The organism is Aeromonas sp. 159 (assembly GCF_963862045.1).
GTDB classification, from domain to species: domain Bacteria; phylum Pseudomonadota; class Gammaproteobacteria; order Enterobacterales; family Aeromonadaceae; genus Aeromonas; species Aeromonas veronii.
In genome coordinates this window covers 14,070-38,034 of the sequence record NZ_CAWLMI010000004.1, presented here as the reverse complement: position 1 = coordinate 38,034, position 23,965 = coordinate 14,070, and the positions used below count along the sequence as shown (strand labels likewise).

At 56.0% G+C, this 23,965-nt stretch carries 25 protein-coding genes; 2 read left to right on the top strand and 23 right to left on the bottom strand.

Annotated features, from left to right (window positions below):
* Positions 1-20: 20 nt before the first annotated feature.
* Positions 21-350, bottom strand: coding sequence for a hypothetical protein (locus AACR14_RS00605; protein WP_019444744.1), 330 nt, complete (start codon positions 348-350; stop codon positions 21-23).
* Positions 347-2,323 carry a reprolysin-like metallopeptidase gene (locus AACR14_RS00600; RefSeq protein ID WP_019444743.1) on the bottom strand — a complete coding sequence of 659 codons (1,977 nt, stop codon included), beginning with the start codon at positions 2,321-2,323 and terminating at the stop codon, positions 347-349. Before AACR14_RS00600 ends, AACR14_RS00605 begins: the two co-directional genes overlap by 4 nt.
* 215 nt (positions 2,324-2,538) lie before the next feature.
* Here AACR14_RS00600 and AACR14_RS00595 point away from each other — a divergent pair, with 215 nt between their 5' ends.
* The gene (locus tag AACR14_RS00595; RefSeq protein ID WP_019444742.1) at positions 2,539-3,750 is read left to right on the top strand and encodes an RsmB/NOP family class I SAM-dependent RNA methyltransferase; all 1,212 of its coding nucleotides are present in this window, start codon (positions 2,539-2,541) and stop codon (positions 3,748-3,750) included.
* 81 nt (positions 3,751-3,831) lie between these two features.
* Here AACR14_RS00595 and AACR14_RS00590 read toward each other — a convergent pair whose 3' ends face one another.
* The 6 genes from AACR14_RS00590 to AACR14_RS00565 all read right to left on the bottom strand — a co-directional run bounded on the left by AACR14_RS00590 (position 3,832) and on the right by AACR14_RS00565 (position 11,082).
* Complete coding sequence (locus tag AACR14_RS00590) at positions 3,832-4,215, bottom strand: RidA family protein (protein WP_019444741.1); 384 nt, start codon at positions 4,213-4,215, stop codon at positions 3,832-3,834.
* Positions 4,216-4,284: 69 nt separating this feature from the next.
* Positions 4,285-6,579, bottom strand: a complete 2,295-nt coding sequence (gene pflB, locus AACR14_RS00585; RefSeq protein WP_019444740.1) for a formate C-acetyltransferase — start codon at positions 6,577-6,579, stop codon at positions 4,285-4,287.
* A 44-nt stretch (positions 6,580-6,623) separates the two neighbouring features.
* Positions 6,624-7,832, bottom strand: a complete 1,209-nt coding sequence (tdcD, locus tag AACR14_RS00580; protein WP_019444739.1) for a propionate kinase — start codon at positions 7,830-7,832, stop codon at positions 6,624-6,626.
* Between the two features lie 198 nt (positions 7,833-8,030).
* Positions 8,031-9,362 (bottom strand): threonine/serine transporter TdcC, encoded by a 1,332-nt coding sequence (tdcC, locus tag AACR14_RS00575; RefSeq protein ID WP_019444738.1) that lies wholly within the window; start codon positions 9,360-9,362, stop codon positions 8,031-8,033.
* Between the two features lie 11 nt (positions 9,363-9,373).
* The gene (gene tdcB / locus AACR14_RS00570; RefSeq protein ID WP_019444737.1) at positions 9,374-10,378 is read right to left on the bottom strand and encodes a bifunctional threonine ammonia-lyase/L-serine ammonia-lyase TdcB; all 1,005 of its coding nucleotides are present in this window, start codon (positions 10,376-10,378) and stop codon (positions 9,374-9,376) included.
* A gap of 359 nt (positions 10,379-10,737) precedes the next feature.
* A complete protein-coding gene (locus AACR14_RS00565) occupies positions 10,738-11,082 on the bottom strand; it encodes a Grx4 family monothiol glutaredoxin (RefSeq protein WP_005353650.1) in 345 nt (114 codons plus the stop codon).
* Positions 11,083-11,370: 288 nt separating this feature from the next.
* On the opposite strand from AACR14_RS00565, the gene sodB reads away from it, so the two are divergent.
* The gene (gene sodB / locus AACR14_RS00560) at positions 11,371-11,955 is read left to right on the top strand and encodes a superoxide dismutase [Fe] (RefSeq protein ID WP_019444736.1); all 585 of its coding nucleotides are present in this window, start codon (positions 11,371-11,373) and stop codon (positions 11,953-11,955) included.
* Positions 11,956-12,067: 112 nt separating this feature from the next.
* Here the strand turns inward: sodB and AACR14_RS00555 are convergent, their stop codons facing one another.
* From AACR14_RS00555 to AACR14_RS00485, 15 genes are all read right to left on the bottom strand, one after another.
* Positions 12,068-12,880: an MlaA family lipoprotein gene (locus AACR14_RS00555; RefSeq protein ID WP_005334673.1), complete on the bottom strand. Its 813-nt coding sequence runs from the start codon at positions 12,878-12,880 to the stop codon at positions 12,068-12,070.
* Positions 12,881-12,965: 85 nt separating this feature from the next.
* A complete protein-coding gene (gene ccmI / locus AACR14_RS00550; protein WP_019444735.1) occupies positions 12,966-14,234 on the bottom strand; it encodes a c-type cytochrome biogenesis protein CcmI in 1,269 nt (422 codons plus the stop codon).
* Positions 14,231-14,710 carry a cytochrome c-type biogenesis protein gene (locus AACR14_RS00545; RefSeq protein ID WP_019444734.1) on the bottom strand — a complete coding sequence of 160 codons (480 nt, stop codon included), beginning with the start codon at positions 14,708-14,710 and terminating at the stop codon, positions 14,231-14,233. Before AACR14_RS00545 ends, ccmI begins: the two co-directional genes overlap by 4 nt.
* Positions 14,711-14,721: 11 nt before the next feature.
* A complete protein-coding gene (locus AACR14_RS00540) occupies positions 14,722-15,252 on the bottom strand; it encodes a DsbE family thiol:disulfide interchange protein (RefSeq protein WP_005362026.1) in 531 nt (176 codons plus the stop codon).
* On the bottom strand, positions 15,249-17,204 hold the full coding sequence (locus tag AACR14_RS00535) for a heme lyase CcmF/NrfE family subunit (RefSeq protein WP_019444733.1): 1,956 nt from the start codon (positions 17,202-17,204) through the stop codon (positions 15,249-15,251). The genes AACR14_RS00540 and AACR14_RS00535 overlap by 4 nt, the downstream gene beginning before the upstream one ends.
* Before the next feature lie 82 nt (positions 17,205-17,286).
* On the bottom strand, positions 17,287-17,778 hold the full coding sequence (ccmE, locus tag AACR14_RS00530) for a cytochrome c maturation protein CcmE (RefSeq protein ID WP_005334685.1): 492 nt from the start codon (positions 17,776-17,778) through the stop codon (positions 17,287-17,289).
* Positions 17,775-17,981 carry a heme exporter protein CcmD gene (ccmD, locus tag AACR14_RS00525; RefSeq protein WP_019444732.1) on the bottom strand — a complete coding sequence of 69 codons (207 nt, stop codon included), beginning with the start codon at positions 17,979-17,981 and terminating at the stop codon, positions 17,775-17,777. The genes ccmE and ccmD overlap by 4 nt, the downstream gene beginning before the upstream one ends.
* Positions 17,982-17,983: 2 nt before the next feature.
* Positions 17,984-18,724, bottom strand: coding sequence for a heme ABC transporter permease (locus AACR14_RS00520; protein ID WP_005334687.1), 741 nt, complete (start codon positions 18,722-18,724; stop codon positions 17,984-17,986).
* A 170-nt stretch (positions 18,725-18,894) separates the two neighbouring features.
* Positions 18,895-19,563 carry a heme exporter protein CcmB gene (gene ccmB, locus AACR14_RS00515; protein ID WP_005334688.1) on the bottom strand — a complete coding sequence of 223 codons (669 nt, stop codon included), beginning with the start codon at positions 19,561-19,563 and terminating at the stop codon, positions 18,895-18,897.
* A 4-nt stretch (positions 19,564-19,567) separates the two neighbouring features.
* The gene (gene ccmA / locus AACR14_RS00510) at positions 19,568-20,212 is read right to left on the bottom strand and encodes a cytochrome c biogenesis heme-transporting ATPase CcmA (protein WP_019444731.1); all 645 of its coding nucleotides are present in this window, start codon (positions 20,210-20,212) and stop codon (positions 19,568-19,570) included.
* Positions 20,213-20,410: 198 nt separating this feature from the next.
* On the bottom strand, positions 20,411-20,788 hold the full coding sequence (locus AACR14_RS00505; protein ID WP_005353661.1) for a DUF2802 domain-containing protein: 378 nt from the start codon (positions 20,786-20,788) through the stop codon (positions 20,411-20,413).
* A gap of 28 nt (positions 20,789-20,816) precedes the next feature.
* Positions 20,817-21,305: a chemotaxis protein CheW gene (locus AACR14_RS00500; protein ID WP_005298836.1), complete on the bottom strand. Its 489-nt coding sequence runs from the start codon at positions 21,303-21,305 to the stop codon at positions 20,817-20,819.
* 69 nt (positions 21,306-21,374) lie between these two features.
* On the bottom strand, positions 21,375-22,247 hold the full coding sequence (locus tag AACR14_RS00495) for a chemotaxis protein CheW (RefSeq protein ID WP_019444729.1): 873 nt from the start codon (positions 22,245-22,247) through the stop codon (positions 21,375-21,377).
* Positions 22,244-23,038: a ParA family protein gene (locus AACR14_RS00490; protein WP_019444728.1), complete on the bottom strand. Its 795-nt coding sequence runs from the start codon at positions 23,036-23,038 to the stop codon at positions 22,244-22,246. The genes AACR14_RS00495 and AACR14_RS00490 overlap by 4 nt, the downstream gene beginning before the upstream one ends.
* Positions 23,039-23,042: 4 nt before the next feature.
* Positions 23,043-23,963 carry a flagellar motor protein MotB gene (locus AACR14_RS00485; RefSeq protein WP_019444727.1) on the bottom strand — a complete coding sequence of 307 codons (921 nt, stop codon included), beginning with the start codon at positions 23,961-23,963 and terminating at the stop codon, positions 23,043-23,045.
* Positions 23,964-23,965 lie beyond the last annotated feature (2 nt).

Sequence of the window (23,965 nt, the reverse complement as noted above, 5' to 3'; positions counted from 1 at the left end):
TGGATTGGTTCGTTGGTGTATTACTGCTTGCCAGCGCCCGATGCTATTGGGCAATGAATCGCCATACGCTGGTTATACTCGCTGGCGTGAGCGCTCAACTTGGCATGTATCTCTTGCTGACCGGGCCTTATCACATCGCCCAATCCATCCAGATAACGCTTGCCACAGCGCGCCTTGGCCTCTGCCTGCTGCTCGGCTGCAATACCGGGGGCGAACTCTCCCCGCCCAGCTATCACTATCAGGCGGTAATCCTGCCTGGCGAGGTTTGCACTCAGCTCCTGTTCCAACGTGCTGGCATCGGACTGACAACCGCCGAGCATGACAAGCAGCAACAGAGGGACTCCCTTCATTTGCGCCTCCGTTGCCAGCCGAGCAGCGCCAGAGCGAGCGTCCACAATCCGAGCGCCCCGCCACCACCGCCGCCACCTGAAGTCGAGCCACCTTGCACCAGAGGCAATTTGAGGGGACTGATGGCAAAGAAGATATTGTCGCTGCATGCCACTTTCAGCCTGACGCTGCTGGTGAGATCGGCAGGCAACGTTACCGTTGCTGCGCCGTTATTGGGTTGTCCGGCGGCGAGCATTGTCCAGCTTACGCCCTCATTCTGGGTCACCGAGATGTCCACCTTGCGGCAACTGATCGGCGCCACAGTTGTGCCCGCCACATCCCATCCCACTGCCTGACTGGCCCCCGGAGTGAGAGTCACCCCGTAAAACGGGTTGGTGATGCGAAATGCCGCGCCGGTATTGATCACTTGCACTTTCATGTCATCACTGGCAACGCCACCCTGACCATCACGCACCGTCAGTCTGAAATTGAGATCCCGATTGGTAGTCGGCCAGGCCTCTCCTTTGGCAAGCGTGCCGGAGAGCAGGGATGGCAAACTCGGCAGGATCCGCTCCGGCGATGCCGTGGGAGAGACAAAACGAAACAGCGGCCGGGAGCCATCGTCAATCATGGTGGCGGCACTGCTCGATTCAGTACCCAGATCGATCTGCTCCCAGTTGTAGAGCAGAGAATCATTATCCAGATCTCCACCAGCCCCTTTTAACATAAAGGCCGTATTGGCCGGGATCACATAGTCCCCCCCTGCAGCTGCCTGCGGGGCATTATTGCTCAACGCGAGTGTGGTTCCACAAGTCGATACGGTCGCCATGTGCGCACGCATCTGCTCGATGGACTTGCTATGAAAATAGGGGTCGCTGTGAGTCTGGATATTCTCATCACCACAAATACCGGCATAGGCCATGATGGAGCTGCCACTACCAGGCTCATAGGCTTGACTCGCAACCCGGGTACCAGCACCGCAACTCCCGGTAGTGCCGTTGAAGGTATGATCGGCACCAAACTGGTGGCCAATCTCATGAGCCACATAGTCAACGAAGAAGGCATCTCCCACCGGTGTGGGTGAACCCGACATCCCGCCAGACTTCTGATTGGTGCAGAGCACTGCCAAACCGGCCAGACCACCGCTACCGGTATTGAGTACATGGCCGATATCAAAATTACCGAGCTGCATATTGGTAAAGTAATAAGCCTGTACCCCGATATTGGTCTGCGCATCCGAATTATCATTGGCAAACAAGTCGCTGGCCGGATCGGTAAAGATCAGGTTGTCATTGCCACTGGCCAGCACGAATTCGGCACCCACATCCCGTTGATAGACCTGATTGACGCGGTTGAGCAAGGTCGCAATCGCCGCCATGGTAAGCGCTTTGGAGCCACCGTGGTATTGGGTAAATTCTCCTGTCGCCGAAATGGCAATGACGTAGCGCTTGCGAACATTGCCATCCACTTGCACCTTGCGCACCAGTTTGCTGAGCTTGGGCCCTACCACCTCATCTGCCGCCTCTTCCAATCGACTATGGGCATCCTGCTGGTAATAGACGGCGTAGCCTTCGGCATTGCGCAGCGGATCGACAAACACCATCCTGCCCTGATGACTGAACATGGCGTGGAAACCCTGTGGTCCCAGATCGAAGCGCCCTGTCTCTATCGGATGCGCCGGGTTGTGACCCTTGAAGGTGCGGATCTGCGGATACTTGGCGGCGAGATCTGCAGGCAGCAAGTCGTAGGCTTCCAGAGCAAAGGTGACCTCCCCCCCATCGGGCAGCGGCAGGGTCAGCTCACTCGCCCCGGCTTGCAGCCCGGCAAAATAGTCGAGCGGCACCTTGGCCACCCGAAACTGATTGGCCCGCACCTCATAACCTTGCTCCGCCGTCGCTCTGGCGGCTACCGTGCTCCACTCGCTGGCCATCAGGCTGGTTGACCCCAACAAACTGGCCACCACCAGGGCCAATGAACACTTACTGGTCACATGCATCTTTGTCATCCTTGTAGTCATGCACTTTTTTGAACCATTACCGGCATCATTATCCCGCCGAATCAAGAAGCCCGGTGCCACTGTTTCAGCCACTCACCCATGGGGAGTGTTGCGCCAACCCCGTCTAACCCCTATCATTGCGCGGATTTGTCAATTTTAGAACTGCTCCTCTTCACAAAGGTGCGGTTCATCTTTATCTGGCCAAGGTTAATCTCATGCTCAAATCCCCACTGTTGCCCCGTTTCGGGGATCTGGTCGTTGCCATTGTTGATGACGTGCTAGGCCAGGGTCTCACCCTCGACCGCGCCTATGCCCGTCACTTCTCAGGCATCGAACTCAAACCGCAAGAACAGGCAAGGATTGCCCTGGTCACCGGCGACCTGCTGCGCCGTCTCAGCCTCTATTGTTTCCTCACCGGTATTCAGGTGCGTCAGGCCGAAAAGAATGTCTGGCCACTGCTGCACAGCTGGCACGCATTCCACAAAATTGCCCAGCCCAACCACCCGACCCTGGATCGCTTCAATGAAGAAGCATTCCGCCGCCGTCTGACCGAGGCGAAGAAGAACCCGGTATTGATGGATGGTTGCCCGAGCTGGCTGGAGAAACTGGGTAGCGAGCAGCTGGGTGAAGTCTGGCCTGCCGAGCGTGCCGCCCTGGCCTGGATGCCCAAGCGCTACCTGCGGGTCAACACCCTCAAGTGCACCCGTGATGAACTGCAAGCCATGCTGGCCAAAGAGCAGGTCACCACCATTCCGGTTGAAGGTGTGGAGACTGCCCTGCAGGTCACCTCCGACGCTGCCCTGTTCCGCACCAAGGCCTTTGCCGATGGTTGCTTCGAACAGCAGGACGCAGGCTCCCAGCTGGTTGCTGCTGCGCTGGAAGTTGCCCCAGGCATGCGCGTTATCGACGCCTGCGCCGGTGCCGGTGGCAAGACCCTGCATATCGCCGCCATGATGCAGGGCAAAGGCCGTCTGCTGGCAATGGATGTGGAAGAGTGGAAGCTGGAGAACCTCAAGCAACGCGCTCGTCGCGCCGGTGCCCACAACGTGGAGACCCGGGTCATCACCAGCAGCAAGACCGTCAAGCGCCTCAAAGAGAGCGCCGACCGTGTACTGCTGGACGTGCCCTGCTCCGGTCTGGGCGTACTCAAGCGTAATCCGGATGCCAAGTGGCGTGATACCGCCGAGCGTCTGCCGGTGCTGGTCGCGCTGCAAGAAGAGATCCTGCAGCGTTACAGCCAGATGGTGAAGGTGGGTGGTCTGCTGGTCTATGCAACCTGCTCCATCCTGCCCGAGGAGAACCGCCAGCAGGTGGACAAGTTCCTCGCCGCCAACGAGAACTTCCGTCTGCGTGACGATCACACCGTAAGCCCGTCCGAGACCGGCTTCGACGGCTTCTACATGGCTCGTATCGAACGGATCGCCTGATCTGCCCGATGACCATATAGACAAAAGCGGCTGCCATTGGCAGCCGCTCTGTTTTGGCTTGCTGACACACTCCCGATGGGGTTACAGCGCAGCAATCGCCTCTATCTCGATCTTCACATCCTTCGGCAAGCGGGCCACTTCCACGCAAGAGCGCGCCGGATACATGGCATCGTGCTCGGTGAAGAAGTCGTTGTAGACCTGATTCACCGCAGCAAAGTCGTTCAGATCTGAGACAAACACCGTAGTCTTGAAGATGTTGCGCACCTCGCCACCTGCCGCCTCGACAATCGCCCGAACGTTTTGCAAGGAACGCAGGGTCTGCGCTTCGATACCCTCCGCAATATCGCCGCTCACCGGGTCCAGCGGGATCTGACCGGAGGTGTAGAGGATGTTGCCAATCCGGGTGGCCTGCACATAGGGGCCGATGGCGCTCGGCGCCGCCTTGGTAGTGATAACCTGTCGCATCTGTTACTTCCTCGTGCTGACAAACAAAAAGTAGGCCCGGAGCAAGCCTGCTCACCCCGGGCATGAGAGTTACATCATGTTGGTGAAGGTTCTGGAGATGACGTCCTGCTGCTGCTCGCGGGTCAGGGCGTTGAAGCGCACCGCATAACCGGAGACCCGGATGGTCAGGCTGGGGTACTTGTCCGGATTGTCGATGGCATCCAGCAGCATCTCGCGATTCATCACATTGACGTTGAGGTGCTGACCCCCTTCCACATCCCGCTCATGATGGAAGTAGCCATCCATCAGCCCCACCAGATTGCTCTCGCGATTGGCCGGCTCCTTGCCGAGCGCCCCCGGCACGATGGAGAAGGTGTAGGAGATCCCGTCCTTGGCGTATTTGAACGGCAGCTTGGCCACCGAGGCGAGTGAAGCAACCGCCCCCTTGCGATCCCGACCGTGCATCGGGTTGGCCCCCGGGGCAAACGGGGCACCGGCGCGGCGGCCATCTGGGGTGTTGCCGGTCTTCTGGCCATACACCACGTTGGAGGTGATGGTCAGGATCGACTGGGTCGGCACCGCATTGCGGTAGGTCGGCAGCCCCTGGATCTTCTTCATGAAGCGCTCGACCAGATCGCAGGCGATGGAGTCGGCCCGCTCGTCGTTGTTGCCGTACTGGGGATACTCCCCCTCAATCACGAAATCGACCGCCAGCCCGTCCGCATCGCGCACCGGCTTGACCCGAGCGTACTTGATGGCCGCCAGCGAATCGACCGCCACCGACAGACCGGCAATGCCGCAGGCCATGGTGCGATAGACGTCGCGATCGTGCAGCGCCATCAGGGAAGCCTCATAGCTGTACTTGTCGTGCATGTAGTGAATAAGATTGAGCGCACTGATGTACTGCACCGCCAGCCAATCCATAAAGCTGTCGAGGCTGGCCATGACGGTCTCGTAATCCAGCACCTCGTCCATGATGGGCGCCACTTTCGGGCCAACCTGGATCTTCAGCTTCTCGTCCACGCCACCGTTGATGCAATAGAGCAGGGTCTTGGCCAGGTTGGCGCGGGCACCGAAGAACTGCATCTGCTTGCCGATCACCATGGGGCTCACGCAGCAAGCGATGGCGTAATCATCGCTCTCGAAGTCGGTGCGCATCAGATCATCGTTCTCATATTGCAGGGATGAGGTATCGATGGAGACGCGGGCAGCATAGATCTTGAAGGCCCGCGGCAGCCCTTCCGCCCATAGGATGGTGAGGTTGGGCTCAGGCGCTGGCCCCATGGTCTTGAGGGTGTGGAGGTAGCGGAAGGAGTTCCTGGTCACCAGGGTGCGACCATCCAGCCCCATGCCACCAATCACCTCGGTCGCCCAGATGGGATCGCCGGAGAAGAGGGAGTCAAACTCGGGGGTACGCAGGAAGCGCACCATGCGGATCTTCATGATGAAGTGATCGACCAGCTCCTGGGCATCCTGTTCGCTGATAAGCCCCGCTTTCAGATCCCGCTCGATATAGATATCGAGGAAGGTGGCGGTACGACCGAGGGACATGGCCCCGCCATTTTGCGACTTCACCGCCGCCAGATAGGCAAAGTAGAGCCACTGCACCGCCTGCTGCGCCGTGCGCGCCGGCCCGGAGATGTCAAAGCCATAGCTGGCCGCCATCTGCTTGATCTGCACCAGTGCCCGCTTGTGCTCGGCCAGCTCCTCGCGCTGACGGATCACCTGCTCCAGATTCTCGCCACGCTCGAGGGCCGGTTGCAGATCGGCAAACTGCAGCTCCCGCTCATGGATTAGATAATCTATGCCATAGAGCGCGACCCGACGATAATCTCCGATAATGCGACCACGGCCGTAACCATCCGGCAAACCGGTCAAAATTCCCGATTTTCGGCAGCGCAACATCTCGGGAGAGTAGACGTCGAACACGCCCTGGTTATGGGTTTTGCGCAATTCGCTGAAGGTATATTCAAATTCGGGATCCATCTCCCGGCCATATGCTTCAAAAGAGCTGCGGATCATATTTACGCCGCCAAACGGGTGCAGCGCTCTTTTAAGGGGCTTGTCGGTTTGCAGGCCAACAATCTTTTCCAGCCCCTGTTCGATATAACCAGGCCCGTGGGCAGTAATGGTCGTGGCAATATTCGCATCAAAATCGACCGGTGCGTGGGTGGCATTCTCGATACGGATCCCCTCCATCACCTTGTTCCACAAAGTGGTGGTCGCTTCTGTGGCATCCGCTAAAAACTGTTCGTCACCTTCATAGGGGGTGTAGTTCTGCTGGATAAAATCACGGACGTTGATCTCGTGCTTCCAGTTTTCACCGGCAAACCCTTGCCATGCCTGACGGAATTTATCCTGACCCAATTGCATATCAACTTTCATCAAATAAACCTCATTCACTACTCATGACACAAGAGTGGAAGATGTCAGACGCACTCGGCCTGACGAACCAGCTGCCCCAGACGAATGGCATCCAGCGCGATCATTTTCTCTTCATTGGTGGGAATAACCGCCGCCAGCACCATGGACTCTGCCGCCGAAATTACCCGGCAGCCCTCGCTATTGGGACGCTGGTTAAACGGCTCGCTGATCGCTACGCCAAATACCTGAAGTCGTTCGCATACCAGTTTTCTGATAAAGGCCGAGTTCTCGCCGATCCCGCCGGTGAAAATAACGGCATCCAGCCGGTGCAATGAGGTGGCATGGCCGCCGATATGGCGGGCAATACGATGGACAAAAGCGTGAATGGCCAATTTCGCCCCGGGATGTCCTTCGTGATAGGCAGCTTCCAATACCCGCATATCAGAGGAGAGCCCCGAAATACCCAGCAGGCCGGACTGCTTGTTCAATACCCGCTCGATATCCTCGATGGATTGCCCCGTCTTGCTGGCGATATAGGCCAGCGCGCCAAAATCGATATCGCCGCTGCGGCTGCCCATGATCAGCCCCTCCAGCGGCGTCATCCCCATCGAGGTATCGACGCTCTTGCCATCCTGTACCGCACAAATAGAGGCGCCATTGCCCAGATGGGCGATGACCAGACCGGCATGCTGTTCATCCAGCCCCATGAATACGCAGGCCTGCTCGGCCACATAGCGATGGGAGGTGCCATGGAAGCCATAGCGGCGCACGCCGTAATCCTGCAGATATTGGTAAGGCAGCCCATAGATATAGGCTTCCGGCTTCAGGGTCTGGTGAAAGCCGGTATCAAATACCGCAATTTGGGGTTGGTCGGGAAATAGCTGGCGAGCGGCCATCACACCGCTCAGATTGGCGTGATTATGCAGGGGTGCCAAGGGTGACACCTGCTTTATTTTGGCCAATACATGTTCATCAATGATCACGGCTTCGCTAAATTCACTACCACCATGAGCAATACGATGACCCACCAGTGCAATGGCACCCAGCAGATCCCGTTTTTTCAATTCCGCCGCGATGGCAGCTAATGCACAGGTGTGGTTATTTTCAGGTAATGACATTGCGGGCTCTTTACCCACTTGCAATTGGGGATGGGCTGTCTCAATACCATCCGCTATACCGGATATCACCACCTCGCAGGTTTTACTGTCCAGTACCGAGAATTTGACCGACGAAGAGCCGCAATTGATAACCAGAACCAACGAATCAAACTTCATTACATCGCCTCGAGATTAATAGTGTCGAGTCACTGCAGTCAGGGCATTTCGCCATAAACAGAAAGTCAAAAAACGGCAAGCCTTACCCAGGGCCCACACAATTGGGCCAACGAAGAACCGGTTATTGCTCATGTCTGACTGCACCATCCAGACCCCGCCAGGGGGGCCTGAATGGCTGATGACTTGCAGAAAAGGTTTTCAGAACAGCTTGGAAACTATATTCAGGATGGTCAGCACACCGATGATAGTGACAAACAGGTTGCTGGCCTGACCTTTATATTTTGCAAGTGCCGGTGTCTTGCTCACCGCATACATCGGCAGCAGACAGAGCAGGGAAGCGATGATTGGCGCCCCCATTGCCTCAATCAGGTCGAGGATGTTGGGGTTCACATAAGCGACCAGCCAGGTCGAACCCATGATGAACAACATACTGACCATGTTGAGTTTTTTACTGGAAACCTTGCTCTTGTCACCCTGGTAGCCAAAGCGGAGGATAAGGCCGTTCAACCCTTCCAGCGTCCCCAGATAGTGGCCAAAGAAGGATTTGAAGATGGCAACCAGCGCAATGATGGACGCCGCATACTCCAAAGTGGTGGCAAACGCAGACTTGCTGCCCGTCATTGAGGAGAAGTGGTTGGCCAGATAGGAGAGCACCGGAATGTTCTGGGCTTTGGCTTCCGCCATATTTTGCGGCGACAGGGTAAAGAGGCAGCTGAAGGCAAAGAACATCACCACGGCCACCATCAGCATGCTGGCACCGGAGATAATCTTCGAGCAGCGCTTCTCGGTAAAATCACGCCCGAACTCCTGCTCATACTCTTCCCGTTTGGAGACAATGAAAGAGGAGACAATCGGCGAGAAGTTGAAGGAAAAGACCATGATGGAGATCCCCAGCCAGACGGTAACCAGAATACCATCGTGACCAAACATCGATATCTCGCTCAGATTGACCTGATCAAAGACGGCACTGTTCCAGTACGGGACGAGGGAGAGAGAGATAACGATCAGACTGGCAATAAAGGGAAAGACCAGATAGCTCATCACCTTGACCATCAGATCTTTACCGAAGTAGATCACGAATGCCATCAACATCAACAATGCCAGTGCAACCACACCTCGATTAAGCGGAACCAACTGTAGTTGATGCTCCCAAAATGCCATAAAGGTATTGGTGATCGTCACACCATATATCCACAGCAGTGGGCAGATGGCAAAGAAATAGAGGAAGGTAATTACCACTCCACCCATCTTGCCAAAATGTTCTTCAACGGTCTCGGTAATATTTGCCGATGGATTACTGCCAGAAAGACATAATCTGGCCAACGCCCTGTGGCAATAAAATGCAATGGGGTAAGCCAGCACCAACATGATTAATATTGGGATCAGGCCACCATATCCGGCCCGGATTGGAAAGAACAAGACCCCCGCCCCGATAGCAGTACCGAACAGACCTAATCCCCATGTGGTATCCGATTTACGCCATGCACGCGTATTCTCTTTACTGCCGGTGACAACACTGTCTAATATCATGACTGCATTCCTTACAGGATAATTTGACGAATATTGTTCTGTTCGATAATTTCGGCGATCCGGGTCAGATCAATATTGCCCCCCGATATAATGCTGACGGTCTTTTTACCTTCGACATAATGTTTCAGCTTGCCACTGAGCAGCGCTGCCGACGCCAGAGCTCCCGCCCCTTCGGTAATCACCTTGTTGCGCTGAATAAGGTCAACCATGCTATGACGAATATCATCCTCGGTGACCAGTACAATATCATCCACCAATTGTTTGACGATTTCGAAGGTCAGTGAACCGGGTCTTGCCACATCACAGCCATCGGCCAGCGTGCTGCTGGTTCTGTGATTGGTCATGGTACCGGCATAGAAAGAGGCCGCCATACCGTGCACATTCTCGGATTGTACACCAATCACCTTGATGGTCGGATTAATAGATTTGATAGCCATGGCAACACCGGCAATCAAACCACCGCCACCGATCGGCACTATGATGTTATCGACATCATACAAATCTTCGATAATTTCCAGGCCAATGGTGCCCTGGCCTGCAATCACTTTTGCATCGTCGAAGGGGGGGATAAATACGCGGTCTTCCATCTCCACGATTTCGCTGACTTTGGCAATGGTGTCATTGAAGCTATTTCCATGGAGGATCACTTTGGCTGAATAGTCACTGGTTGCAGCAATTTTTGATTTGGGGGCACAGCAAGGCATGACCACCTTGGCATCAATTCCCAGCATAGCACTGGAGAGTGATACACCTTGGGCATGATTGCCCGCCGAGCAGGCGACAACACCTTTTTGTCGGTCTTCCAGACTTAATGAACTGAGTTTGTTGAAGGCACCACGAATTTTAAAAGAGCCTGTACGTTGCATGTTTTCAAGCTTGAGATAAACCTCGCCATGGCAACGTTCGCTGATGTAGTTAGAGGGTAGTTGCGCGGTCTTGTATATATGATTGGTCAGTCTTTTTTTGGCTTCAGTAATATCATGAAGACCAATGGGCAGATTGCTATACATCTTCATCGCAAATCTCTTTTTATTTATTAATTTGTAGGGTTTTATTTCACAGGGCGAAGCGATACTAGGTTCTATCACTTGCAATTAATGTGAGCATAAACACAAAAAAATCTACAAAGAGACTGCGTTACGGTGAAATTATCAAAAAATGTGATGGCAGCAACACTTGAATCCAAATGGATTAAAAAAAGTAATCAGATATTGGCAAGCAATATAATTAACAACTCCAAAACAAAGCCGTAAAGATTAGATTTTTCAGGGCAATTGCGTTGCTTTTTGCAACCGGCAATCAGTTGCTTTCCTGCCAGAACCGGGACAATAAAAAAGGGAGCCTATAAGGCTCCCTCTCGACAACACAGAACCGATTACTCGGCTGCAGCATCATCTTTCTTGTACTTGGCAGCAGTCTCTTTGATCAGAGCCTGCAACTCGCCAGCCTGGAACATCTCGATCATGATGTCACAGCCACCGATCAGCTCACCCTCAACCCACAGTTGGGGGAAGGTCGGCCAGTTGGCGAATTTTGGCAATTCGGCGCGGATATCCGGATTTTGCAGGATATCAACGTAGGCAAACGGCTCGCCGCAGGACATCAGAGCCTGGGAGGCCTGGGCAGAGAAGCCACAGCTGGGTAGCTTGGGGGAGCCCTTCATGTAGATGATGATGGGGTTGTCAGCCAGCTGCTGCTTAATCTTTTCAATAGTTTCCATAGGTGCCTCACTAGAGCGATTTCGGCGGCCATTCTACTGCAATCTTGCCCGAGCACAAACTGACAAAGGGGTGACCCGGCTCGAATTGTGCAAAGAACCCACACAGGATTGATCGCGATCATGGCGCCAATCAAGAGTTGTTAGGCCATCTTTGATACTGCTACAATCCCTTGGCTTTGGGCTACCCAGCCCCATCATTTTAAAAACAACTCTTTTCAAATATAGAAAAGAGTACGCAATGTCTTGCAACCGTCGCCTTCGCACGGTCCAGCCAATGGAGAGTAGAAAATGGCATTCGAACTTCCCGCTCTGCCCTATGCAATCAACGCTCTGGAACCGCACATCTCCCAGGAAACTCTGGAATATCACCACGGCAAGCACCACAACACCTACGTGGTCAACCTGAACAATCTGGTGCCGGGTACCGAGTTTGAAGGCAAGTCTCTGGAAGAGATCATCAAGACCTCCAACGGCGGCATCTTCAACAACGCCGCCCAGATCTGGAACCACACCTTCTACTGGCACTGCCTCTCTCCGAATGGCGGTGGCGAGCCGACTGGCGCCCTGGCTGAGGCCATCAACAAGGCATTCGGCTCCTTCGCCGAGTTCAAAGATGCCTTCACCAAATCAGCCATCGGCAACTTCGGTTCCAGCTGGACTTGGCTGGTGAAGAAAGCTGACGGCTCTCTGGCTATCGTCAACACCTCCAACGCTGGCTGCCCGCTGACTGAAGCCGGTACCACCCCGCTGCTGACCGTTGACCTGTGGGAGCACGCCTACTACATCGACTTCCGCAACCTGCGTCCGAAGTACATGGAAACCTTCTGGGCTCTGGTTAACTGGGAATTCGTGGCCAAGAATCTGGCAGCCTAAACAGCCTCGCTTGCCAAAACGCCCCGCACTGCGGGGCGTTTTTTTATCTCGATATGGCTGCGTAAATGAATAAGGCGCCCGCAGGCGCCTTTTACATATCGAGATAGCCCGTTTACTGGTCCAACTCGTCCATATATTCATCCAGATTGGCATCGTCGGCCTGCTCTTGCTGAGACGCTTTCAGCTCGGTCTGCTTGCCCGTCACCTTGCCCTGATTATATTGCAGGTAGAAGTCCTTGGTCAGCGCATAAGGATCGAGGGAGTTGTCGATGATCCGCTCCTGATCGATCAGCTTGGCACGTGTGCCCAAGCCATCCAGTGCCCAGTGTGCAACCTTCATCGGGAAGGTTAACAGGGCATAGGGGAAGTAGAAGCTGTCAATCGCATCGCCAACCAGCTCCCGGGTGGTAGTCGGGCCGTAGACAGGCACCATGATGTAGGCACCATTACCGATATCGGCCCTGCCCAGCACTGTATCCATTTCCAGCTTGTTACGCTCGAGGCCGGCATGTTTGGCCACATCGAAGATACCCAGCAGACCGACCGTGGTGTTGAGGGTAAAGCGCCCCAGGTTGGTGCCCGCCCCCTTCAAATCACCGGTGATCAGATGGTTCACCATGCTGCTTGGCTCATCAAAGTTGGCAACAAAGTTGGCAATGCCATCCTTCACCCCTACCGGAATGTAGCGGGCATAGGCATGTACCACAGGACGTGCCACATAGGGCTCCAGCACATCATAGTTGACCGCCCACATGGCCCGGTTGGCCCCCTGGAAGGGATCACGCGGATCGGCCGCCGTACTGGTGGCACCCGGATTATTCATGCCGGGATTGAGATCCAGACTCTCTGGGCCAGGCTTGGGTGGGCCACCGGCACAGCCAGCCAGCAAGAGGGCTGCCAGTATGGCCCCTGAACGAAGATACATATGATTGTCCTGACGTTTTATTTTGATTTATCAGAAGTATAGATAACCCGGCCCCTATCCAGGGGCCGGGTTATCCAAAGGCATATTAGAGGGCGTGATCGATGCGGATGTCAATCGGAGCAGCAGGGATCTCGGCCGTCTTGACCGGCACGGATACCCCTTCGAAGGCTCCTTCCTTGTTCATCACATTGCCACCGCGCGAGAGACGTGCCTTGAACTGCAGCTCCGGATAGGCCGCCAGTTTGCTACCTTCCATCATGGCATCGCCATCCCCGAGTGACAGGGTAACAGGCAAGGTTGGCCCTGCGATACGCTTCACGGCGATAGGCATGGGCGGCCCGTTGGGCACCACGGCAAAGACGAAGAGATGGGCATCTTCCGGCATCTGAATGCCCGCCGCCAACGTGACGTGGATGGGGAATTCCCCCTCCTTCACCGCCAGCGGTTGTCCCTCAACTGCGCCCGCTTTGGCTGCGCCTGAATTCGTCACCTCGATGCCGCGCTGCTTGAGCTGCGCGCGGGCGTACTCCATGGAGCGCTCGACCATCACGTAACGGGGAGTGCCTTTCTCCATCAGTGGCAACATCGCCTGCCAGCGAGCCAGCGCGGTCTGGAAGTCCTCTTTTTGCAGCGCCATAAAGGCATAGACGGAACGCGCTTCAATATTGTCCGGATCCTGCGCGATAGCAGCCTGCAACAGGGCATCCGCTTGCGCCTCATCCCCCGTCATCATCAGCGCCTGCGCATAGGGCACCGCCACCAGCGATTTCTGGGGGGCAAGCGTGTAGGCCCGCTCCAGCGCCTCGCTGGCCATTTCAGGATCATTGCCATCCAGCGCCAAACGTCCCAGCAGCAGCCAACCGCGGTAGTCGTTCGGTTCATCCTTGAGGCGGGTACGCAGTGCCAGCGTGAAATCCAGCAGATCCTGCTCGGTCACCTGGGCATCGCGTTCCACCAGAATGCGGTTGCTCAGCTCGCCAAGACGGCTGCTGGCATCTTGCCAGCGACTCACCTCTTGCCAGGAGCCCAACTTGTAGTAGAGCCCCAGACTCACCACCAACAGCACCAGCACACCCGGGATCCAGATCAGACTCTTGCCACTGCGGGCAGTCTGCTCCACATCGGGAATATCATCCAAGAGGCTTCGTTGCAGCTCGACCAGCGAGTCAGACTCCTCAGCCAGGACACCCTGCTCGCGCTCTTCGCCAATTTCCAGCAGCCGCTGGCGATAGAGCTGTTTGTTGAGCGCCGAGCGACTGATGCTCTGTTTGCCTTCACCACGCCACAGCGGGACGACGAGCGCCAGACTCACCAGCACCAGCAAGCCCGCAATCACTATCCAAAAAGCGGTCATTGTTTCTCTTCCTCTTTGAGCAGCTCGGCCAGTCGGCGCTGCTCCTCCTCGCTCAGGGCGTTATCCAGTTGTTTTTTCACCGCAGGGGACCGGCGGCTGCGCATCACGACCACGGCGCCACCGATCAGGATCACCAGCAGCGGGCCTAGCCAGAGGATCAGGGTGGAAGCCATCAAGGGCGGGTTATAGAGGATAAAGTTGCCGTAGCGGGCCACCATGTAATCCACGATCTCCTCTTTATCCTTGCCCTCGCGCACCATCTGGTAGGTCTTGTCGCGCAAGTCCTTGGCCAGCCCCGCATTGGAGTCGGCGATATCCTGGTTCTGACACTTGGGGCAACGCAGCTCCTTGGTCAGTTCGCGAAAGACCTGCTCCTGATTGTCGTTGTCGAAGGTGTAGACATCGATAGCGGCCATGGCCGGCGCTTGCACCACCCATCCCAGCAACAGCAGCAGGGAGGCAATAAATACTCTCATCAGGACTCCCCTCACTTCATGGCATCAAAGATGGGTTTGAGGGTCGACGCCCAGTTCTCGGGGTTGATATCCCCCACGTGGCGATACCGGATGATCCCCTTGCTGTCGATAAAGAAGGTCTCCGGCGCGCCATATACTCCGAGATCCAGCCCCAGCATGCCGTCCGGATCATAGAGGTTGACCTGATAGGGGTTGCCCAGCTCCGCCAGCCATTTGATAGCCTTGTCACGCTCATCCTTGTAGTTCATGCCGATGATGGGAATACCCTGCCCTGCAAGCTGTTTGAGGTAGGTGTGCTCGCCATAGCAGGTCGGGCACCAGGTAGCCCAGACGTTGAGCAACATGGGGCGACCGGTCAGGATACTGCGATCGTGCTGTTTGTTCAGATCGTAAATGTCCTGCAGAGTGAACACCGGCACCTCTTTGCCCACCATCACTGACTCAAGCTTGGTGGGATCGGAGCCAAGTCCCTTAAGAAGAAACCCAAGCATTAATAAAAACAAAATAAAGGGGATTAAAAACAACCAGGTCTTTTTGTTCATACCTTGGCCTCCTCCTCACGACGGCCGAAACGGTAACGCTTGTCGAGCATCGCCAGCACGCCACCAATGGCCATAAAGACGCCGCCGAACCAGATCCAGCGCACGAACGGCTTGTAGTAGATCCGCACCGCCCAGGCACCGTTGTCGAGCTGTTCCCCCAGCGCCGCATAGAGATCGCGGGTGATACCGGCATCGATGGCCGCTTCGGTCATCGGCATCCGGCTCACCTTGTACATCCGCTTCTCGGGCTTGAGCAGGGCGACCTGCTTGCCATTGCGGTGCACTTCCAGCACGCCCTTGAAGCCATCATAGTTGGGGCCGTTCTTCTCTTTGATCCCGGCAAAGACGAACTCGTAATCGGCAAAGTGCACCCGATCACCCGCCTGCATTCGCAGATCCTTCTCGATGCTGTAGTTCTGGGTGCAGGCGATACCAATGATGCTGACTGCCAGCCCCACATGGCCAAGAATCATGGCCCAGTGGCTGTTGCCAAGCTTGCGCACACCGACTGCAAAGCTATGCTTGTGGGTGGCCCGCGCCCAGGTCTCCTGCACGCTGGTGACGATGATCCAGGCCCCCAGACCAATCCCTACTGCCGCCCACGGCTTGAAGGTTTCGGCAAAGAGCTGCGGCAACAGCAAGGCTGCGGCCAGACTCAGCACCAGTGCCACAACCACCTTGCTTTTGAGTTCCCCCAGCTCCTGACGACGCCAGCGAAACAGCGGGCCAATCCCCAGCAGCAGGGCAAACGGGATGATCAGCCAGCTGTAGATGTGGTTGAAGAAGGGAGTACCGATGGAAATGCTCCCCAGCCCCAGCTCCTTGTGCACCAGCGGCAGCAAGGTACCGAGCAACACGGTCAGCAGACCCGCCACCAGCATGATGTTGTTGCAAAGCAGCAGGGTCTCGCGGCTCCACAGCTCGTGTTTGCCGTGGCTCTTCACCTGCGAGCCTTTAAAGGCAAACAGCAGCAAGGAGGAGCCGATCACCGCCAGCAGGAAGCCGAGAATAAACAGACCGCGGGTCGGATCGGAGGCAAACGCATGCACCGAGACCAGCACGCCGGAGCGCACCAAGAAGGTACCCAGCAGGCTCAGCGAGAAGGCAGAGAGGGCCAGCAGCACGGTCCACGCCTTGAAAGTGGCGCGCTTCTCGCTCACCGCAAGCGAGTGCAGCAGAGCGGTGCCCGCGAGCCAAGGCATAAACGAGGCGTTTTCTACCGGATCCCAGAACCACCAGCCACCCCAACCGAGCTCGTAATAGGCCCACCAGGAGCCGAGCACTATGCCAAGGGTCAGGAATACCCAGGCCGCCATGGTCCAGGGGCGCGACCAGCGGGCCCAGGTCGCATCGAGACGACCGGTCATCAGCGAAGCAATGGCAAAGGCAAACGCCACCGAGAAGCCCACATAACCCATGTAGAGCATCGGTGGATGGAAGATAAGACCCGGATCCTGCAGCAGCGGATTGAGGTCACGACCATCTACCGGGAAATAGGGCAAGGTGCGGGTGAAGGGATCGGAGGTGAACAGCACGAAGGCAGTGAAGCCGACCGAGATCAGCCCCAGCACGCCGAGTACCCGTGCGACAGCATCGAGCGGCAGACGACGACTGAACATGGCCACCGCCGCAGTCCAGCCACCCAGGGTCAGTACCCACAGCAGCAGGGAGCCTTCGTGGGCGCCCCATACGGCGGAAATGCGATAGGCGAGCGGCAGCAGGCTGTTGGAGTTAGTGGCCACATACTGCACGGTGAAGTCGTTATCGATAAAAGCCCAGGTCAGGCAGAGAAACGACAGCAGCAGCAGCAAGAACTGGGCATAGGCGAGCGGACGGGCCGCCGACATCATGCCAAGACGCCCCCAACTGGCGCCCAGCAGCGGGTAGCTCCCCAGCAGCAGGGCGGTGGCAAAGGCCAGGATCAGCGCAAACTGACCTAATTCCGGGATCATGAAGGCATTCCTTTCAATTGAACGGTGACAACAGCCGCACCACGCACGGCAGGCAAAGCGGAAAAGGCAAACACCACAGGGATCACTGCTTGGCTCCCTTCAACTGCGCCTCGGTATACTCCGGCTTGAAGTGCATACCGTTGGTGGCATCGGCCACTTCCGGCGGCATGTAGTTCTCATCGTGCTTGGCCAGCACCTCGAACGCCTCTACGGTCGTGGCATCCTTGAGGGTGCCCTGGGCAACAATCCCCTGCCCTTCACGGAACAGATCCGGCAGAATGCCGTCAAACTCGACCTTCACCAGATGACCGCCGTTATCCACCAGCTTGAAGGCAACCTTGAGGCTCTGGGGATCCCGCTGTACCGATCCCGGCACGACCAATCCACCGATGCGCAGGCGCTGCCCCTCTTCCGGCTTGATCTTGTCCGGCCCCTTCCCCTCCACCAGCTCGCTCGGGGTGTAGAAGAGGTCGATATTCTGACTGAGGGCGTAGAGCACCAACCCGCTGACGGTAGCCAGACCCAGGGTGATGGCAAGAATGATGGTGAGGCGTTTTTTGCGTCTCGGGTTCATAGGGTGTTCTCCATCTGCTGGGCCGCCTTGCGACGGGCCTCACGCGCCTGCTTGCTGCGCAACTCACCGAGCAGGCTGCGGGTTTTCATGCGGGTAGAAATGATGATGCCGACCAGACACACCAGCGTCAGGCCAAAAGAGAGCCAGACATAAAAGGCGTAACCGCCCATCGCCATAAAATCACTGAAAGAGGCAAAGTGCATGCTTACTTCTCCTGCTCTGCAATCTCTTTGACCCAGGGGCGATGCCACTCCCGCATCAGGAGTTCATTGCGAAAACGCATCAGGGTCAGGGCCCCGAGAAATGCGGCAAATGCCAGGATCATGATCAGCAGCGGCCAAAGCATCTCGGGTGAAATGGAAGGTTTGTCAAATTTGGTGATGGTGGCCCCCTGATGCAGGGTGTTCCACCACTCCACCGAGTAGTGAATGATGGGCAGGTTGATCACCCCAACCAGTGCCAGAATGCCGGCCGCACGGCCAGCGACCACCTTGTCGCTGAAGGCGTTGTAGAGGGCAATCACGCCGAGGTAGAGAAACAGCAGGATCAGCTCAGAGGTGAGCCGCGCATCCCACACCCACCAGGTTCCCCACATGGGTTTGCCCCAGGCGGCACCGGTAAAGAGGGCAATAAAGGTAAATACGGCGCCGACCGGCGCAATGGCTGCAACCGTCATATCCGCCATCCGCAGTTGCCACACCAGGCCGATAAAGGCGGCCACCGCCATGGTGGAGTAGGCCCCCATGGAGAGAATGGCGGAAGGCACGTGGATATAGATGATCCGGAACGAATCTCCCTGCTGGTAATCTGCCGGAGCAAACGCGAGGCCCCAGACAGTACCGATCACAAACGAGAGCAGACTAATCACCGCAAACCAGGGCAACAGCGTGCCTGCCAGCTGATAGGCCCGCTCCGGTTTGGCATAAGGGTGCAACCATTTCCACATAGCTCACAAAACCTTTTTGTTATTAATCGTTTGGCGAGGCCTACCATACCGACCACGGGGCAGCATCAAATACCCCGAAAGCAATAAGCGGCACTCTCCTTGATCCATCGCAACATTATTTTTTGCAAAAAGACCCCATTCGGAGCCAAATTCAGCTCAGCTCACGGCCATCAGTTGAGGCTGACCCGCAACGCCGCCGACACTGCCAGCGGTGTCAGTGTCAGAGCCCCCACCAGCATGGCGGCCAGAATGGCAAGCTGCCCGCCATAGGGCAAGCTCATCCCCGCGGCATCGATGGCTGAGGTGGCAAAAATCAGTACCGGAATATAGAGCGGCAGGATCAGCAGACTGAGCAATACCCCGCCTTTGCGCAATCCCACCGTCAACGCGACCCCGACCGCGCCGAGCAGGCTCAATACCGGAGTGCCCAGTGCCAGCGTCGCGACGACGGCCAGATAGGTGTTCATATCCAGCGACAGCAAAATCGCCAGCAAGGGAGAGATCAGCAGCAGCGGCAAGCCGGTCAGTAGCCAGTGAGCGACCACTTTCGCCAGCGCCAGCAAGCCCAGCGGGTACGGCATCAGCATCATCTGCTCCAGCGCGCCATCGGCAAAGTCGTCGCGAAACAGTCGCTCCAGCGACAGCATGGCCGCCAATAGCGCCGCCACCCAGATGATCCCCGGGGCAATACGGGCCAGCAGCTTGGGCTCCGGGCCAATCCCTAACGGAAACAGGGTGATGACGATGAGGAAAAACCAGAGCGGATTGAGAATATCGGAACGCTGGCGCAGAGCCATCAGCAGTTCACGGTGAATAAGGTGCATAACAGCGCGCAACATGGCGTTACTCCTGCAATGTCGATGCGAAGGGGGTCAACGAGATAGTCTTCAGCCGTCCCTGCATCAGAGTCAGATCCTGATGGGTGGTGAGGATCACCATGCCGCCCCGCTCGGCGTGGGCCAAAAAGAGCTGCTCGAGCACCTTGACCCCTTGCTTGTCGATGGCGGTAAAGGGCTCATCGAGGATCCAGAGCGCCGGTTTCTGTGACAGCCAGAGTCTGGCCAGAGCCACCCGGCGTTGCTGACCGGCAGAGAGTTGCCCGGTCAGGTTCTCTTCAAACCCGGCCAGCCCTACCCGGGCCAATATCTGCCACAAGTCAGTCTCTGTCTGCTGCGGGTGATGCAACTGCTGGTAGAACTTCAGGTTTTCAAAAGGGGTCAGCGCCGCTTTGACGCCCGGCTGATGGCCGAGATAGAGCAGATTGGCATGATACTCATCACGACAGTGACGAATATTCTCCCCATTCCAGCACACCTCACCGGCAAACGGCTGCGACAGCCCGGTCAACAACCGCAACAGGCTTGTCTTGCCGACCCCGTTGGGCCCTTCAATTTGCACCAGATCGCCGGGCGCAACAGAGAAAGAGAGGTGTTCAAACAGAGTGCGATCTTCGCGCACGCAGCTCAGATTGTTAACTTGAAGCAGCATGGGGATTTTTTCAGAGAAAATGAAGCGGTCTGCATCTTAACACAGTATTGGAATACGTCTTTTCAAAGATGCAACAATTGAACTGACTGGCGACCGGGATCACAAAGAAAATGCGGTAGAAACCATCCGCTCAACGCAGCTGGGGGAAAAGCGGCTGAACGCCATAAAATTCAGGAAGGCAATTGCCTTCCTGAATCATCAAGAGCGACCTTTTCGCAACGATATCAAGAGCTCAGCCTCTGCCTTTGGCAACTCGCACTCACTCATGACTTCATCAAGATCGGCGCCCAGTTCGACCATCTTGGCCGCTCGGCTGTAGAGCCTGCGTTCGGGATCCTGCATGGTCAGCTCTTGCTGGCGCTCATTGACCTGCTGCATCGCCCCTTCCACCGACTGCAGACGCTGCCCCATGCCAATGGCGCCGGTATGGAGTTCCATCATCTGCTTGCGCAAGCTTTCCAACTGACCTTGCAGGGTTGCCACACTGGCCTCGGACTCCTGCTTGCTGCGCTTGCTCTTGAACCAAATATAAGAGGCAAACGCCAAGGCAATCAGGGACACCCCCAAGGCAACCATCTCGATTATCAAAACATCACCTTACTTATCAGAGGGAACCGATATCTTCCCACTCTTCATCGGAGAGCAGCTTGTTCAAGTCAACCAGGATCAGCAGTTGCCCATCGCGGTTGCTCACCCCCTGAATAAACTTGGCGCTCTCTTCAGTGCCGACCGCAGGTGCCGCATCGATTTCGGAAGAGCGCAGATAAACCACTTCTGCCACACTGTCGACCATGATGCCGATCACCTGCTTCTCGGCCTCGATGATCACGATCCGGGAGTTTTCACTCACATCACCGGAAGGCAGACCGAAACGGGAACGGGTATCGATGACAGTCACCACATTGCCACGCAGGTTGATGATCCCCAGTACGTACTCAGGCGCACCCGGCACCGGTGCAATTTCGGTGTAGCGCAACACCTCCTGAACCTGCATCACATTGATGCCGTAGGTTTCGTTTTCCAGTTGGAAGGTTACCCATTGCAGCACTTCATCTTCGGCCAGATTCTGTGCAATATTGCGCTTTTCTGTCATGTTTTTATTCCTTTTATGAAAACGTCTACTGCTAAAACTAGCAATAAAACAGCTCGATTGCAGAAGTTATCAGCGACCTTCTATGTTAACCCCACGCTCCAGCAACAGGAGCAGTTCGCGGACGTGTAACAGGGCACACATTTTTTCTTTGACCATGCCAGCCAACCAAGGGCGCTTGCCCTCCTGATGGCGCCATTTCACCTGGTCACGGTGTAACAATTCAGTCCCTTTGAGATGATGGCAGGCTAATCCCCACGGCGATTCACCAAGCATAATCAGATACTTGTAATCATCCATCTCGAGATGCTGACCCGGCATGACCCACTGGGCAGTATCGACCACATTCATCTTCTGCTCGCGAGAGGTCATGATCCCCTTGTACCAGCCAGGCTGGCCAAACAGGGAGGTGATCTCGCCCAGCTGATGAATACCACCCAGCTCGGTCAACGGCACCGCAAACGTCACGCCCGCGACTTCAAAGAAAAGGGCCTGAAACTCTTTACCGGTATCGATATTTTCCCAGGCAACCGGTTCACTGGCCTCTACCGGAGCAACCTCCAGCACCGTTTCGGTCAGGATAGTAGTATGGGGCTCCGCAACCTCGGGGAGCAGCACCTCCGCAGGCCACTCAGGCTCCACCGGCAACAGTGACTCCTCCGCCACAATCTCCAGCGGTGCGGTGAGAGTCGCTTCCTGGGTGAAGGCGTCATTCTCAAACTGGACTTGTCCCACCTGAGCCAATAGCTCACCAAGTTGGGCAAGCCGTGGATCGCTTTCAAGGTAAGGTGCGGCGACTACCTCAGGGACGCTTTGAGGCTGACGTTGCAACTGTAAAACAGGGGCAGATTGAACCTCTTCCACCTCATCCAGCGCCAGTGGCTCATCGAGCAGCAGGGAGTGGAAATAGTCATCCATCGCCCGAACTTGAATGGTATCTCTCATACCGTCACCTCATGAACCCGTTGCCGCTCAAGGGCATCAAGATGGTTGAGCAGCGTTTCATATGCATAGGTTCCACGACTCCCGGGAGAATAGATAGACGGGGGGATATGCAGCAAGCTGGCATCCCGAAACTTGGTATCAATAGGGATCACCGCATTCCACACTGAATCTCCATATTGATCCTTGATCGACTTCAAGGTCATCAGAGAAGCACGGGTGCGCTTGTCGAACATGGTCGGGATCACGGTATAACGGAACTTGTCACGCTTGGAACGCTGCATGATCTCGAATGTTTTCATCATCCGCTCCAACCCCTTGAGGGCCAGAAATTCTGTCTGGACAGGCACCAGAATACGATCGCATGCAGCCAGCGCGTTGACCATCATCACCCCCAGTACTGGCGGGCAATCGATCAGCACGTAATCATATTGCTCCTGAATGCGCAGCAGTGCCCGCTTCAGTACCAGTCCCATCCCCTCACGATTGCCCATCACCCGATCAAGGGTCGCCAAGGTAATAGATGCTGGCAGTAAGTTGATATTTTCGAACTTGGTCTTGAGCGTCAGTTTATTGACAAGCTCGGCTGTCGGTTTGACAGCTTGAAACAACTCATAGAGGGTTCCATCCAGGCGATCTGAATCAAAATCAAGATATGCAGTCAGCGAAGCATGGGGGTCGGTATCAATCAACAGCACCCGCTGGCCACGCTGGGCCAGGATCCCCGCAAGCGAGACCACTGTGGTGGTTTTACCCACACCACCTTTCTGGTTGGCAACCGTCCAAACAATCACTGTATCAATCCTGCCTTGTTGTTATGCGTATGCCACCACCGGGCAAGGTGATCACCTTTATCTCTCCTGCATCCACCGCCTGCTGTACAGCAGGAACCGGTTCAGCAACTACCGTCGGTGTTGCAACCACAGGTGCCGGCGGCACCCAGGCAAATTTGGAGATAGCGACCACAACCTTGCGATTCTGCAGTCTGCCCTGCTCGCTGCCGTTGTCAGCAAAGGGGGAAAACTCGCCATATGCCTCGAACGCCAGACGCTGAGGGGCTATCCCATCGGCAATCAAGCCATTGAGTACCGCCTCGGCCCGAGCAGCAGAAAGCGCCCAGTTAGAACGATAAATTTCATTATTTATCTGTTGGTTATCGGTATAACCCCGAACCCTTACATAGTTATCGACCGGTTTAAGAATACTTGAAAGAGTATTAATGACCGGTGCAGCGTTTGGTCCCAAAAAGGCACTGCCGCTGCCAAACAACAAGCCTGAACTGAGTTCAACCGTCAGCCAGTTCTCATCTTGCATCAGTTTGACGATACCGGCATCCACCAGCGAGCCCATGCTCTGTTGCAACTGCATATCAAGTTTCGCAAGTGTCGTGCCATCTTGCAGTACTGGCACTCCAGAAATGGGAGCAAGTGAAGGAGAGGGGGATGCTGGGCTTTCCAGCAACGATGGAGAGGCAGATACCGGGTTATCCAGCAGGGAATTACCCTGCCCTTCAAGCAAGCCATTGCCGCCAGACTGCATGACACTGAACGCCTGGCTCATACCATCAATCACCGCGCGATACTTGTCCTTGTTCACCAGCGCAACAGAGTAAAGCACCACGAACAAGGCAAAGATCAGCGTCATATAATCGGCATAGGAGACCAGCCAGCGGTCAAGATGCTCGCGCCCCTGCAAGTGCAACCGATAGCGCTTGCGCATGG